Below are 13,458 nucleotides of genomic sequence, written 5' to 3' on the forward strand. Positions count from 1 at the left end.
CGCGAGGCGGCCGGCCGTGCGGCGGCCTCCGCGGCGGCGCGGCCTCCGCTCCACCGCCTCGGGCGCGCTGTGGTTCTTCGGACCGCTCGCCGCGCTCGTGGCGGCGTGGGCCGTCGCGGTGTCGGCGTCGGGGGCGCCGATGCGGGTCTTCCCGCAGGTCACCGACGTGCTCGGGGCGCTGGGCGAGCTGTGGACGAGCGGCGACCTGTGGCGGCATCTGGGCGCCAGCCTGCGGCGGACGGGCATCGGGATGGCGCTGGCGCTGGTCACCGCGCTGCCGTTCGGCATCGCGCTCGGGGCCAGCCGGGTGCTGTCGGCGTTCTTCCTGCCGCTGCTGCGGTTCTCGGTGGCGCTCGCCGGCATCGCCTGGATCCCGATCGCGACGCTGTGGTTCGGCTACGGCGACCGGGCCGTGATCTTCATCGTGTGGAACGCGATGTTCTTCGCGCTGACGTACAACGCGATGCTCGGCGTCCGGCAGATCCCGACGGAGCTGCTGCGGGCCGCCCGCAGCCTGGGGACGGGCCGGCTGCGGATGTTCTGGGAGATCCTGCTCCCGGGCGCGCTGCCGAGCATCGTCACCGGCCTGCGGGTCGGCCTCGGATACGGCTGGCGGGGCCTGGTGGCGGCCGAGATCATCGCGAGCAACGCGGGCCTCGGATACGCGCTGTTCCAGGCGCAGAAGTACTTCCAGACCGACGTGATCATCGCGTCGATGGTGATCATCGGCGTGCTGTGGCTGCTGATGGACCGGCTCCTGCTGGCGCCGCTGGAGCGGCGCACGGTCGAGCGCTGGGGGATGACGGGAGCGCAGGGCACATGACTTCGACCGCCTTCCCGGCGAAGGAGAAGCACGCGGGACGCGGTCCCGGCCGGCGCGGACAAGGCCGGCGCGGACGAGGGGCCCGCCGCGGCCTGGCATGGCGGATATGGCGCCGGTGCCTGCGCAGCGGAACGTTCCGCACGCTGGGGCCGTTCGTGCCGGTCGTCGCCCTGTGGTGGCTGCTGGACGTGCTGGAGGTGTTCCCCGAGTCCTTCTTCGTCGGCCCGCCCGCCGTGGTGGACAAGCTCGGCGAGCTGCTGGAGAAGGGCATCCTGCCCGGCTACCTCTCGGACTCGCTGACCCGGCTGGGCTACGGCGTCGGCTTCGGGCTGCTCATCGGGCTCCCGCTGGGCTTCGCCGTGGCGATGAGCCGCGCGGTGCGCCGCGCCTTCTGGCCGATCCTGCTGTTCTTCCAGGCCGTCGCGGACATCGCGTGGCTGCCGATCGTCATCGTCTGGTTCGGCTTCAGCCTCACCACGGTGACGTTCGTCCTCGTCTACACGATCGTCTTCCCGCTGATGCTGAGCGTCGTCGCCGGGGTCGAGCAGGTGCCGCGCGAGCTCGTCCGCGCGGCGCGCAGCCTCGGCGCCGGCCGCCTGCGGGTGTTCCTGGAGGTGATCGTGCCCGGGGCGCTGCCGTCGGTGGCGGGCGGCATCCGGACCGGGCTCGGCTACGGCTGGCGGGCGCTGGTGGCCGCCGAGATCATCGTCGGCACGAGCGGCGTCGGCTTCATGATGTTCGACGCCCGCCGGGTCGGCGACGTCAGCCAGGTGTTCCTGGGCATGGCGGTCCTCGGCGCGCTCTGGTACGCGCTCGACGCCCTGATTCTGGCCCCGTTCGAGCGGGCGACCGTCGAACGCTGGGGGATGGTTCGCGCGATGGAGGCGGATGGATGACCGCGCTGAAGATCGACCGACTGAACAAGGTCTACACGGACGCCTACAGCGGTGAGGAGGTCACGGCCATCGACGACGTCTCCTTCGCGGTGCGGGAGGGCGAGTTCGTCTCCGTGCTGGGCCCCAGCGGCTGCGGCAAGACGACCGTGCTGAACATCGTCGCCGGGTTCGTGCGGCAGTCCGGCGGGACGGTCGTCGTCGACGGACGTCCCGTCGACGGGCCTGGCCCGGACCGCGGGGTGGTGTTCCAGAGCCACGCGCTGTTCCCGTGGAAGACGGTGCTGGGCAACGTGGTCTTCGGGCTGCGCATGCGCAAGGTCCCCCGGGCCGAGCGCAACGCCAGGGCGGAGGAGTTCCTGAAGCTCGTCGGGCTCGACGGCTTCGCGCACAGGTACCCGCACGAGCTGTCCGGCGGTATGCAACAGCGGCTCGGTGTGGCCCGCGTGCTGGCGAACGAGCCGGCCGTGATGCTCATGGACGAGCCGTTCGCCAGCATCGACGCGCAGACGCGCCGCAAGCTCCAGGAGGACCTGACGGGCATCTTCGAGACGCGCCGCCCGACGGTCTTCTTCGTGACCCACGACGTCGACGAGGCGGTGTTCCTTTCCGACCGGATCGTGGTGCTGTCCCGGCGGCCCAGCCGGGTCCGCGAGATCGTGGACGTGACACTGCCCAGGCCGCGCCGCTGGCAGGAGACGGCGGAGCTGCCGGAGTTCCGCCGCACCGCCAACCGCGTCAACGACCTGCTGGCCGGAGACGAGAACGCGCAGGACGAGGACACCAGCGGCGGCGGCGCCGCGCACGGCGAGGACGCCGAGGGCGGCCGAGTGCGCGGCAAGGACGCGGGGCGCGGCAAGGACGCGGGAGGCGAGCACGGTGCCGCCTAGGACGTCGCTGCTGCGCCGGGCCGCCAAGAGCCCCACGCTCCGCAAGCTGGCCGTGGTGATCGCGATCGTGCTCGCCTACCAGATCTGGCTGAGCGTCCAGGCCGGGGGCAAGGTCGGCCCCGGCGTCGGCGCGGACCGCGACGAGCGCGGCCGCTTCCCGGTCGACGTGGAACTCGGCTTCGCGCCGGAGCGGTACCACATCCTGCGCATCCAGAAGCACGGCCGCATCGCGGGCACCGACGGCCACGTCGTGCACCTGCGGGGCGTCGCGCCGGCGGGGGTGGACGCACTGGCCCGCGAATACTGGATCAAGCGCATCGAGGCGCCGAAGCGAGGGTCCTGACCTGGCCGCGGCCAGGTCCCGAACCCATGGTGAGCACGCCGGCGGCCGCGGACCGCACGGCTATTCGGAATGCGGATCGGCCCCCATCCGAAACCAAGGCCGGGATTGTCCGCCGCCAGGCACGGCGGTAGAGCAAAGGCATGCTCCGTACCGATCTGCGCCTCGAATGGCTCGTCTCGTTCCTCACCGTCGTCGACACCGGAAGCTTCAGCGCGGCGGCGGAGGTCATCCACCGCTCCCAGCCCCGGGTGAGCATGCACGTGGCCGCCCTGGAACGGGAGGCGGGCGTCGCGCTGTTCGACCGGGACCGCCGGCCCGTGTCGCTCACCGACGCGGGCGTGGTCCTCGCCGAGCACGCCCGGACGATCCTGCGGCAGCTCGCCGGCGCGGAGGCCGCCATGGCCGGTTACCGCGGCGCGGCGCGGGGAGTGGTGACGCTCGGCAGCTATCCCAGCGCCAGCGCGGCGTTCGTGTCGCAGCTGCTGGAGCGGATGGCGCGGACCCGTCCAGCGATCAAGGTGATCCTGGTGGAGCGCTCCACGCTGGAGCTGGACGCGGCGCTTGCGGCGGGCGAGGTGGACCTCTGCCTGCGGCCCATGTCGCCGCCGACCGGGCCGTCGGTGGAGTGCCGCCCCCTGTGGCGGGAGGGGCTGATCGTCGTGCACCGCCCGGACCATCCGCTGGCCGGCCTGCCCGAGCCGCTGCCCCTGGCCGAGGTCGCCAAGTACCCGGTCATCACCATCGGCCGCCTCGGCTCGGCGAAGGCGATGGCCTTCGAGCCCTACCGCGCCTTCCATGAGCGCGGCCTCGAACCGAACGCCGTCCAGGCCACGAACCAGCCGCAGACGCTCATCTCCCTGGTCCGCAGCGGCCTGGGCGTCGGAGTCATCAATTTCCTGGCCGTCGCCACCGCCGACACGGACGGTGTGGTGGCCCGCCGCCTCGACGTCCCCTGCGGCCGCCGCGTCGCGGTCCACTGGAGCACGACCAGCCCCCTGACCCCGCCGGCCCGCACCCTCCTCCGCGAGATCGAGGTGTCGGACATCCCGGCGGGGACCACGAGGCTGACCGCGCCGGAGAGACAGCCGCAGCCCGCCGGATGACGTCCCGCGGCACCCGCGGGCGCGGGCGCGCTCCGGCCAGGGCGCCGACACCCGCCGCCGGCACCGGCACCCGCACCGGCACCCACCGGCACCTGAACCGTTCAGTGTTCCAGGAGGAATTCGTGTGCCATTACGACGACCGGAGGAATGCACTTCTCCAAGGAGACCGCCAGCATCCGAACTCCGAATACCGCCATACGAATCACGAGCTTAACGACCACTCCCGCTCGCCTTACCGTTTGACGCACCACGAACCACGAGTCGCCTGGGGTGGACCGGATGCGAACTGAGGGAATATCACGGCGGACGATGCTCGGGCGCGGCGCGGCCGCCGGCGGCGCACTGACCCTGGGACCGCTTCTGGGCGGCGAGGCGGTGGCGGCGCCGAACGGCGGCACACCCGCCCGCGCCGCCGCGAAGGGCCCGAAGGGCGGCTACGAAGCGATCGGCGTGCGCCCGCTGATCAACGGACGCGGCACGTACACCGTCCTGTCCGGGTCGCTGATGCTGCCCGAGGTGCGCGACGCCATCGACAGGGCGGCGCGTAAGTACGTCCAGCTGGACGAGCTCGCCGACGCCATCGGAAAGCGCCTGGCCGAGCTGACCAAGGCCGAGTTCGGGATGGTCAGCTCCGGCGCGTCCGCGGCGCTGGGCCACGCGAGCGCCGCGTGCGTCGCCGGCGGCAACCCCGACCTCCACGTCCAGCTGCCCGACCTGACCGGCTTCACGAAGACCGAAGCGATCATCCCGAAGCACTCCAGGAACGTGTACGAGGCCGCCATCAGCGCCACGGGGCTCAAGGTCGTCGAGGTGGAGACCCGCGAACAGCTGAAGAAGGCCCTCGGGCCGCAGACCGCGCTCGTCTACATCTTCGCCATGCCCCGCGTCGACGAGAGCGAGCTCGACACGAAGACGATCGCGCAGATCGCCCACGCCGCGAACGTGCCGGTGCTGGTCGACGCCGCCGCGGAGATCCTCACCATCCCGAACGTCCACCTGGCGCGGGGCGCCGACCTCGTGGCCTACAGCGGCGGCAAGTGCCTGCGCGGACCGCAGTCGGCCGGCATCCTGCTCGGCCGCGAGGACCTCGTCCGGGCCGCCTGGGTGCACAGCGCGCCGCACCACGGCTGGGCCCGCGGGTTCAAGGTGGGCAAGGAGGAGGCGATGGGGATGCTCGCCGCCGTGGAGATGTGGGTGCAGCGCGACCACAGGGCCGAGTACGCGACGTGGACCTCATGGCTGAAGGACATCGCCCGCCGCGTCTCGGTGGTCCGCGGCGTGACCACGAAGATCGTCCAGCCGGAGGGGCTCTCCAACCGGACCCCGTCGCTGACCGTCCTGTGGGACGCCGAGAAGCAGGGCGTCACGGGCCAGACCATCGTGGACACCCTGTGGGACGGCGAGCCGCGCATCGCCATCAACGCCGCGCGCGGCGGCGACCCGGCGCAGTCCGGCGTGTCCATCACCCCGTACATGCTGGAGCCCGGCGACGCGCGGACCATCGCCCGCGAGATCGTGAAACTGCTCAGGGACCCGCCTCCGGCGCCCGAGCCGCCCAAGCCGCCGACCGTCGACGCGAGCGGCACCTGGGCGCTGGAGATCAAGTACACGGCCAGCACGTCCACCGCGCACGAGCTGAAGCTGACCCAGGACGGCGCGAAGATCACCGGCACCCACCGGGGCGAGTTCGTCAGCCGTCCGGCGACCGGCACCGTCAGCGGCGCGGAGGTGACCGTCCGCAGCTACTACGGCGAGGAGCACGGCGACGCGCTCAGCTTCACCTTCACCGGCACGCTCAAGGGCGACCGCATCAGCGGCAAGCTCAACATGGGCGAATACCTGGGCGCGTCCTGGACCGCCACCCGCAAGTCCTGACGACCACGCCCGCCCCCGCGCTCCTTTGCACGTCCGCACCTTTGCACGTCATGCACTGAACCCTGTCTCACCCCAGCAACTCTGGAGGAACCGTGTCGTCCTCGAACCGACGGGACTTCATCCGCAAGGCCCCGACAGTGGCCGCCGTCGCCGCCGTACCGATCGTGGCGGGCGCCGGCCCGGCGGCGGCCGACGGCGGGCGCGGCCGCCGTCCGCGCAAGGAGGTCCACTACCCGGGCGGCGGGGAGCCGCCGCAGAACCCGCTGTTCAGCCCGATCGTCACGTACGGCGACATGGTCTACATCTCCGGCATCGGGGCGCACTTCGAGGGCGACATCCGCGCCCACACCGACCACGTCCTCAACGAGGTCGAGCGCTACCTGGAGTCCGTCGGCTCCTCCATGGAGAAGGTGCTGAAGGTCAACGTCTACCTCAACTCGCTGGACGACTACGACGGCATGAACGAGGTCTTCCGCGGCCGCTGGGGCCGCGAGCCCGGCGTGCGCACCACCATCGCCGCCGCGGCGGGCATCCCCGGCGACTCGCTCGTCGAGATCGACTGCATCGCCGTCAGATGAGCGCCGCCGTCAGCTGAGAACTGGAGTCCGGATGCACGCGAGAGACCGATTCCGCCGGCGGATCCTTCCCGCCACCCTCACCCTGGCCCTCGGCGCCTCCCTCGGCGCCCTCGTCCCCGGCGGCGCGCCGTCCGCCGCCGAAGCCTACGACCTCGTCATCCAGCGCGGCCATGTCGTCGACCCGAAGAACCGCCTCGACGCCGTCCGCGACGTCGCCGTCAAGGACGGGAAGATCGCCAAGGTCGCGAGGCGGATCGACGCCGCGGCCGCGAAGAAGACCGTCGACGCGTCCGGGAAGGTCGTCACCCCGGGCCTCATCGACCTGCACGCCCACCTCTTCCCCGGCCCGGAGGGCGCCTACCGGAACGGCTGGTCCGGCGTGGCGCCCGACGGCTTCACCTTCCGCTCCGGCGTCACGACCGCGGTGGACGCCGGCTCCTCGGGCGCGAAGAGCTTCGACCTGTTCAAGAAGAACGTCATCGACCGCTCCCAGACCCGCGTCCTCGCCTTTCTCAACATCGTCGGCGAGGGCATGGCGGGCGGCAGGTACGAGCAGGACCTCAAGGACATGGACCCGGCGCCGGCCGCGGCGAAGGCCGAGCAGCACCCGGGCACGATCGTCGGCATCAAGACGGCGCACTACGAGGGACCGGAGTGGACGGCCGTCGAGAACTCCGTCAAGGCGGGCGACGCGGCGGGCATCCCGGTGATGGTCGACTTCGGCGCCAACCGTCCGGAGCGCCCGCTGGAGACGCTGCTCACCGAGAAGCTCCGTCCCGGCGACATCTACTCGCACGCCTACTCCGGGCTGCGCGGCGAGCTGGGCCCGGACGGCAAGCTCAACCCGGGCATGAAGAAGGGCCGTGACCGCGGCGTGCTGTTCGACGTGGGCCATGGCGGCGGCAGCTTCGCCTACGACGTGGCCGTCCCGGCGATGAAGGAGGGCTTCACCCCCGACGTCATCTCCACCGACCTGCACATCACCAGCATGAACGCCGGGATGAAGGACCAGTCCAACATCATGTCGAAGTTCATGGCGCTGGGCATGCCGCTGAAGGACGTCGTCAACGCCTCGACCTGGGTGCCCGCTAAGGCGATCCAGCGGCCCGACCTGGGCAACCTCTCGGTGGGCGCACCGGCTGACATCGCGGTGTTCACGCTCGACAAGGGCACGTTCGGTTTCGTCGACAGCTTCGGCTTCCGCATCGACGGCAAGCGGAAGCTGTCCACCGAGCTGACGGTCCGCGCCGGAAAGGTGGTCTGGGACCTGAACGGCAAGGCCGCCCAGAAATGGACACCGGACCCGAGCCGCCTGACGGGACGCCCGCACACGCACTAACAAACCCGACAAGGGGCGGTACGCCAGATCAAGGCCCTGGCGTACCGCCCCTCACAATGCGCACCCGATAGTCGGGAGTGCGTCCAGGAAAGGCTCTCCCGGCGGATTCCTAAACTCCGGCGGCGCGACATCAAACGCCGTCGGGCGAACACCACGTGACACGGCTTCCAGCAAAGACAACAATGGCCCGTCGCTATCACGGAAAGCCACGGCGTCCGAAACTCACGATCGCGGGCCGCGCGCCCTGAATCGTAAAGAAGCCCACCTTGGCAGGTCAGAGAGGAGCACGCCCTCCGGCCATCATGCTGCGCAGGCCCTGACACGCGTCCGCGCTCCACCCGCCGTCCACCAGCAGGGTGTGGCCGGTGATGAAGGCCGAGGCATCACTGGCCAAGAAGACTGCAGGCCCGGTCACATCGTCGACGGTGCCCCATCGCCCAGCGGGCACGGCCGCGATGATGGTCTCGGAGACGACTTCCTCGGAGGTGAACAGCCGAGTCAGGTAGGTGTCGGTCCAGCCCGGCGCGAGCGCGTTCACGCGCACTCCGCGTGGGGCCCACTCCACCGCCAAGGTCTTGGTGAGGGAGATCGCGGCCGCCTTGCCCGCGCTGTAGTGAGAGGCCATCGGGATGCCGGCGGTGCCCGCGACCGACACCATGTTGATCACCGAGCCGGATCGGCGGTCCAGCATGTGCGGCGCCACCGCACGGCAGACGCTGACAATGGAGTTGAAGTTGACCGCCATCGCCTGCTCCCAATCGGCGGCGGTCAGCTCGGTGAAGGGTCCGACGTGGTCGGCACCGCCCGCGTTGTTGACCACGACGTCGATACCGTCGTGTTCGTCGATGGCGGTGGTGATCACGTCGGCGACGTGCTCGGGATCGGTGACGTCACACCGATACACGCCGACTGTGCCGCCCAGGTCGCGGATGTGCCCGGCGACTCCCTCCAGTTCCTGGTGATCTCGTGAGGTGAGGATGACATGTGCGCCGGCATCGGCATAGGCCAAGGCCACGGCGCGGCCGATGCCTCGGGACGCTCCGGTGACCAGTGCGGTAATTCCTTCCAAGCTAAAGCGGGTCATATCCCGAGCATCACTTGGCGACCACGCTCCATCAAGAAGTCGGAGGGTGCGCTCGAGCCCGGCGACGATCGCATAGAAGATGGCGCCGAGCTTCAATGACGGGTTCGGCCAGGGCACGGTCGTGGTGGAATTCTCATGGAATTTCCGCCGCGCACCGGCCCGCATGGCGATCACCAGGCGGGAAGCCCGATGAACGTGCTACCCGCTCATCGCCCGTGGCCACCGTGTCGGAAGGTCGCGCAAGTAGGCCTCCTGCTCCTCCGGCCACTGCATGTTCGCGCTCCGCCAGGAGCACCTGCACCCGCTCCCCCTGCGCTCCGGGTGTCACATGCCGGCGATGAGTTTGTCGACGCGCTCGTCGACCGAACGGAACGGGTCCTTGCACAGGACGGTGCGCTGGGCCTGGTCGTTCAGCTTCAGGTGGACCCAGTCGACGGTGAAATCGCGGTGCTTCTCCTGCGCCTTGCGGATGAACTCCCCGCGCAGCCGCGCCCGCGTCGTCTGCGGCGGGACGGACTTGGCCTCGAAGATCGCCAGATCGTTGGTGACCCGCTCCACCGAGCCGCGCTTCTCCAGCAGGTAGTAGAGCCCGCGGTCACGGTGCACGTCGTGGTAAGCCAGGTCGAGCTGCGCCACCCGCGGGGACGACAGCGGCAGGTCGTGTTTGCGGCGATAGCGCTCGATCAGCTGGTACTTGGTCACCCAGTCGATCTCCCGCGAGACCAGGTCCAGGTCGCCGGTCTCCACCGCCCGCAGCGTCCGCTCCCACAGGTCCAGGACGCGCTTGGCGGTCTCGTCACCGCCGCGCCGGTCGACGAAGTCCTTGGCCTTGCCGAAGTACTCCTTCTGGATCTCCAGCGAACTGGCCTCGCGGCCGTTGGCCAGACGTACCTTGCGGCGGCCGGTCATGTCGTGGCTGACCTCGCGGATCGCCCGGACCGGGTTCTCCAGCGTCAGGTCGCGCATCACCACCCCGGCCTCGATCATCCGCAGCACCAGGTCAGTGGCGCCGACCTTGAGCAGCATCGTGGTCTCACTCATGTTGGAGTCGCCCACGATCACATGCAGCCGGCGGAACCGCTCGGCGTCACCGTGCGGCTCGTCCCGGGTATTGATGATCGGCCGGGAGCGGGTGGTCGCCGAGGACACGCCCTCCCAGATGTGCTCGGCCCGCTGCGACACGCAGAACACCGCGCCGCGCGGAGTCTGCAGCACCTTGCCGGCGCCGCAGATGATCTGCCGGGTGACCAGGTACGGGATCAACGCGTCGGTCAGGCGGCCGAACTCGCCTTGGCGGCCGACGCAGTAGTTCTCGTGACAGCCGTAGGAGTTGCCGGCCGAGTCGGTGTTGTTCTTGAACAGATAGATGTCGCCGGCGATGCCCTCCTCGCGAAGGCGCCGCTCGGCGTCGACCAGCAGCCCCTCCAGAATCCGCTCGCCCGCCTTGTCATGCGTCACCAGATCCACGACGCTGTCGCATTCAGGCGTGGAGTACTCGGGGTGGCTTCCCACGTCCAGATACAGCCGGGCGCCGTTGCGCAGGAACACGTTGCTACTGCGGCCCCACGAGACGACCTGGCGGAACAGATAGCGCGCCACCTCATCGGGTGACAACCGCCGCTGCCCGCGGAAAGTGCAGGTGATGCCGTACTCGTTCTCAAGCCCGAAAATGCGCCGGTCCACACCGCGAGCGTATGCGGCCCGAAGCCCGGTTGGCAGTCCCTGAAGCCTCTGTTCAACCGCCGTGCACCGGCGGTGAAAGTCCGGTCGCTCCGTGACCTGGCCGATCATGACGGGCTCCCAGCGGCAGCCGTCACTGACAGGTGGCAGACGAGTTCCTGGCCGAATTCCTCAACAGGTTCAACCTGGACCCGCGAAGCCTCCCATGGCTCCTCAGGCACGCCGAACCGCCAGCCTCAGTGAGAAACTCCGACGCCTGTCCCCTCCAACCCGATGACACGCTCCGGCGAGGGCCTTCACTACCGCCCTGCGGACGACTCTAAGGTCCCATCGCAGTTCTCGTCCGAGATGACGCCCCCGCACCTCAAGCGCTCACGCCCCGCCGAGCAATGAGACAGGATTCGTCCAGCCGGATCAGAGGAGCGCTGCGATGTCCGGCCAGGAGGGCCGAGGAGGGGACCAGCGGCGGCGTACCCCGACGGGGGACCGCCATCCCTCGCGCACGAGGGCATCGCGCAAATCGGCACGCCTCCTTGGCGCGGCGGCTTGCCAGTTGTCGCGCTGCTGCAGCACGCACCTCGCCGTCGCCGTCCGCAGTCGGGCACACATTTCTTCAATCACCTGTCGCGCCTTCTGGTGACTGATCGAGGTGGTCATGAAAGTGCGTGGTCGCCGGTGGTGTAGCGGTTCCGGTGCCGGCTGGGCCCGAGTGTTCACGTGCGGCGTCCTGGAGCGCTTTGAGGCCGTGGGCGATCGGTGGCTGGCGTTCGCTGCCCCGGCGGACGCAAGTGACGATGCGGCGCACCGGCACCACCTCGCCCAGCAGCGGCACGCGGACGGTCCCATCGTCGGGTGGCAGCGGCGCGAGCCGCGGCACCAGGCCGACCCCGAACCCGTGGGCGACCAGCGCCGAGACCGCGAACCACTCGTAGGCCTCGTGGACGATCTGCGGCGCGAACCCGGCGGCGGAGCACGAGGCGAGCATCAACTGGTGCTGGTCGGAGCGTTCCGGTGAGCCGATCCAGGGCTCGCCCGCGGCGTCGGCGAGCCGTGCCGCGCCGGCGGCGGCGAGGCGGTGTCCGGCTGGGACGAGCAGGTCCTGCGGCTCGGCCAGCAGAGGCCACTGGCCGAAGCGCGTGTCACCGGGCGCGGGCGTGTGCGCGCTCGGGATGAAGACCGCGATGTCGGCGCGCCGGGCCAGGAGGAGCTGGGCGGCGTCGTCGCTCTCCCTCTCGCTCATGTGGACGGTGAGGCGCGGGTGCTCCTGCCGAAGCATCGCGGCAGCGGGCGCGACGAGCGCCGCCAAGGCGCTGGAGACGCTGCAGAACCGGACCTGTCCGGACGTCCCCTCCCGGTGCTCGGCCAGATCGGCGCGGGCCTGCTCCCACTGGGCGTGCAGGACGTCGGCGTGGCGTAGGACCGTGCGCGCCGCCGGTGTGAGCCGCACCCGCCGTCCCTGCGCCTGCAGCAGGTCCACGCCGAGGTCGCGGGCGAGCTGGCGGAGCTGCTGCGACACGGTCGAAGGGGTGAGGTGCAGCGCCTCGGCGGCGGCCGTGACCGTGCCGCACTCGGCCAGGACCCGGAGCGTCCGGAGACGAGGATCGATCATACGACCATTCAACACGGTTCTATTCGGAATCTTTCGATGGACCCGAATGATCGAGTGATCGCAGACTGGCCGTATGACGACGACCACGGACGCGCCCGCTCGCCCAGGCGGCGGGGAGGGCGGGCCGCCCCGCGTCCCGGCCCCGGCGCTGGTCCTTGGCAGCGTGGTCTCGATACAGGTCGGGATGGCCTGCGGGAAGGGACTGTTCGCGACAGCCGGACCGGCTGGTGTGGTAGCGCTCCGGCTGGGGTTCGCCGCGCTGGTCCTGCTCCTGCTCTGGCGTCCCCGACTGCCGCGCGGGGAATCGTTCGGCCTGGCCGCCGCGCTCGGCACGGCCATCGCCGGAATGCACCTCATATTCCCGGCGCTGGAGCGGCTGCCGGTCGGGGTCGCCTCGGCGTTGCAGTACCTCGGCCCGCTGACGCTCGCGCTGCTGCGTGCGCGCCGGAGGCGCGACCTGCTGTGGGCCGCGGTCGCGGGCGCGGGCGTGCTGCTCCTGCACGGCCCGTCGGGCAGCTCGCTCTCCCTCAGCGGAGCCGCGTTCGCCCTCGGATCGGGTGCCTGCATGGCGGCCTACCTCGTCCTCAACAAGCGCGCCGGGGCGAGTGCGGTGGACGGCGCGCCGCTGGCCTGGGGGGTCGCCTTCGCGGCCCTGCTCACCCTCCCGCTGGCGCCGCTCGCCGGACACGAACTGACGCGGCCTGGCCTGCTCGCGGCCGGGCTCGGCGTCGCCGTCCTGTCCGCGGTCGTCCCGTGGTCGCTCGACATGGCGGCGCTGCGCCGCCTGCCCGAAGGCGTGGTCGCCGTGCTGGTGAGCCTCGAACCCGCCGCGGGCGCGGTCGCCGGCCTCGTCCTGCTCGGCGAGCACCTTACGTGGTCCGGCTGGACGGCGATCGGCTGCGTCTGCACCGCCTGCGCGGGCGCCTCCCTCGGCGCGTGGAACGGCAGCTCACGGCGCCGGTCAGCCAAGAATGCTTGAGCGCTGGTCGCCGATATCCCGTCCGGCGTCGGCGTCGATGAGCTGCTGGAGCTGGGCGTTGATGCGCTGGGCTTCGGTGAGCTGGTCTTCCAGTACCGTGCGGCAGGCCGCCTCAGGCGCCGTGCCCTGATCGACCAGGTCGCGGCCCGCTGCGTCAGGCGCGCAGCTGGTAGCGGGAGCAGCGGCGGGGTGGCCGCCAGTCGAGCGTTGCGGGACGAACGGCCGGGATGCGTCCAGGCTGCCCAGGAACCCCGGCGGGACG

At 70.8% G+C, this 13,458-nt stretch carries 12 protein-coding genes; 9 read left to right on the forward strand and 3 right to left on the reverse strand.

Going from position 1 to position 13,458, the window contains the following annotated elements; translation table 11 throughout:
- Window positions 1–16: 16 nt before the first annotated feature.
- From E1287_RS17525 to E1287_RS17560, 8 genes are all read left to right on the forward strand, one after another.
- Window positions 17–823: an ABC transporter permease gene (locus tag E1287_RS17525; protein WP_243719136.1), complete on the forward strand. Its 807-nt coding sequence runs from the start codon at window positions 17–19 to the stop codon at window positions 821–823.
- The gene (locus E1287_RS17530; protein WP_131966017.1) at window positions 820–1,719 is read left to right on the forward strand and encodes an ABC transporter permease; all 900 of its coding nucleotides are present in this window, start codon (window positions 820–822) and stop codon (window positions 1,717–1,719) included. Before E1287_RS17525 ends, E1287_RS17530 begins: the two co-directional genes overlap by 4 nt.
- A complete protein-coding gene (locus E1287_RS17535; RefSeq protein ID WP_131966018.1) occupies window positions 1,716–2,606 on the forward strand; it encodes an ABC transporter ATP-binding protein in 891 nt (296 codons plus the stop codon). Before E1287_RS17530 ends, E1287_RS17535 begins: the two co-directional genes overlap by 4 nt.
- On the forward strand, window positions 2,596–2,949 hold the full coding sequence (locus E1287_RS17540) for a hypothetical protein (protein ID WP_131966019.1): 354 nt from the start codon (window positions 2,596–2,598) through the stop codon (window positions 2,947–2,949). The genes E1287_RS17535 and E1287_RS17540 overlap by 11 nt, the downstream gene beginning before the upstream one ends.
- Before the next feature lie 140 nt (window positions 2,950–3,089).
- Window positions 3,090–4,052 (forward strand): LysR family transcriptional regulator, encoded by a 963-nt coding sequence (locus E1287_RS17545; protein WP_131966020.1) that lies wholly within the window; start codon window positions 3,090–3,092, stop codon window positions 4,050–4,052.
- Between the two features lie 279 nt (window positions 4,053–4,331).
- A complete protein-coding gene (locus tag E1287_RS17550; protein ID WP_207934276.1) occupies window positions 4,332–5,927 on the forward strand; it encodes an aminotransferase class V-fold PLP-dependent enzyme in 1,596 nt (531 codons plus the stop codon).
- 92 nt (window positions 5,928–6,019) lie between these two features.
- Entirely contained in the window at window positions 6,020–6,505 is a 486-nt protein-coding gene (locus E1287_RS17555) for a RidA family protein (RefSeq protein ID WP_131966021.1), read from the forward strand.
- Between the two features lie 31 nt (window positions 6,506–6,536).
- Entirely contained in the window at window positions 6,537–7,844 is a 1,308-nt protein-coding gene (locus E1287_RS17560; protein WP_131966022.1) for an amidohydrolase/deacetylase family metallohydrolase, read from the forward strand.
- 274 nt (window positions 7,845–8,118) lie between these two features.
- Here E1287_RS17560 and E1287_RS17565 read toward each other — a convergent pair whose 3' ends face one another.
- The 3 genes from E1287_RS17565 to E1287_RS17575 all read right to left on the reverse strand — a co-directional run bounded on the left by E1287_RS17565 (window position 8,119) and on the right by E1287_RS17575 (window position 12,217).
- On the reverse strand, window positions 8,119–9,093 hold the full coding sequence (locus E1287_RS17565; RefSeq protein WP_243719140.1) for an SDR family NAD(P)-dependent oxidoreductase: 975 nt from the start codon (window positions 9,091–9,093) through the stop codon (window positions 8,119–8,121).
- Window positions 9,094–9,252: 159 nt separating this feature from the next.
- Window positions 9,253–10,611, reverse strand: coding sequence for a Pup--protein ligase (pafA, locus tag E1287_RS17570; RefSeq protein WP_131966023.1), 1,359 nt, complete (start codon window positions 10,609–10,611; stop codon window positions 9,253–9,255).
- A 610-nt stretch (window positions 10,612–11,221) separates the two neighbouring features.
- Window positions 11,222–12,217, reverse strand: coding sequence for a LysR family transcriptional regulator (locus E1287_RS17575; protein ID WP_131966024.1), 996 nt, complete (start codon window positions 12,215–12,217; stop codon window positions 11,222–11,224).
- 73 nt (window positions 12,218–12,290) lie between these two features.
- On the opposite strand from E1287_RS17575, the gene E1287_RS17580 reads away from it, so the two are divergent.
- A complete protein-coding gene (locus E1287_RS17580) occupies window positions 12,291–13,196 on the forward strand; it encodes an EamA family transporter (RefSeq protein WP_131966025.1) in 906 nt (301 codons plus the stop codon).
- Window positions 13,197–13,458: the final 262 nt, after the last annotated feature.

The organism is Actinomadura sp. KC06 (genome assembly GCF_004348735.1).
Taxonomy (GTDB): domain Bacteria; phylum Actinomycetota; class Actinomycetes; order Streptosporangiales; family Streptosporangiaceae; genus Spirillospora.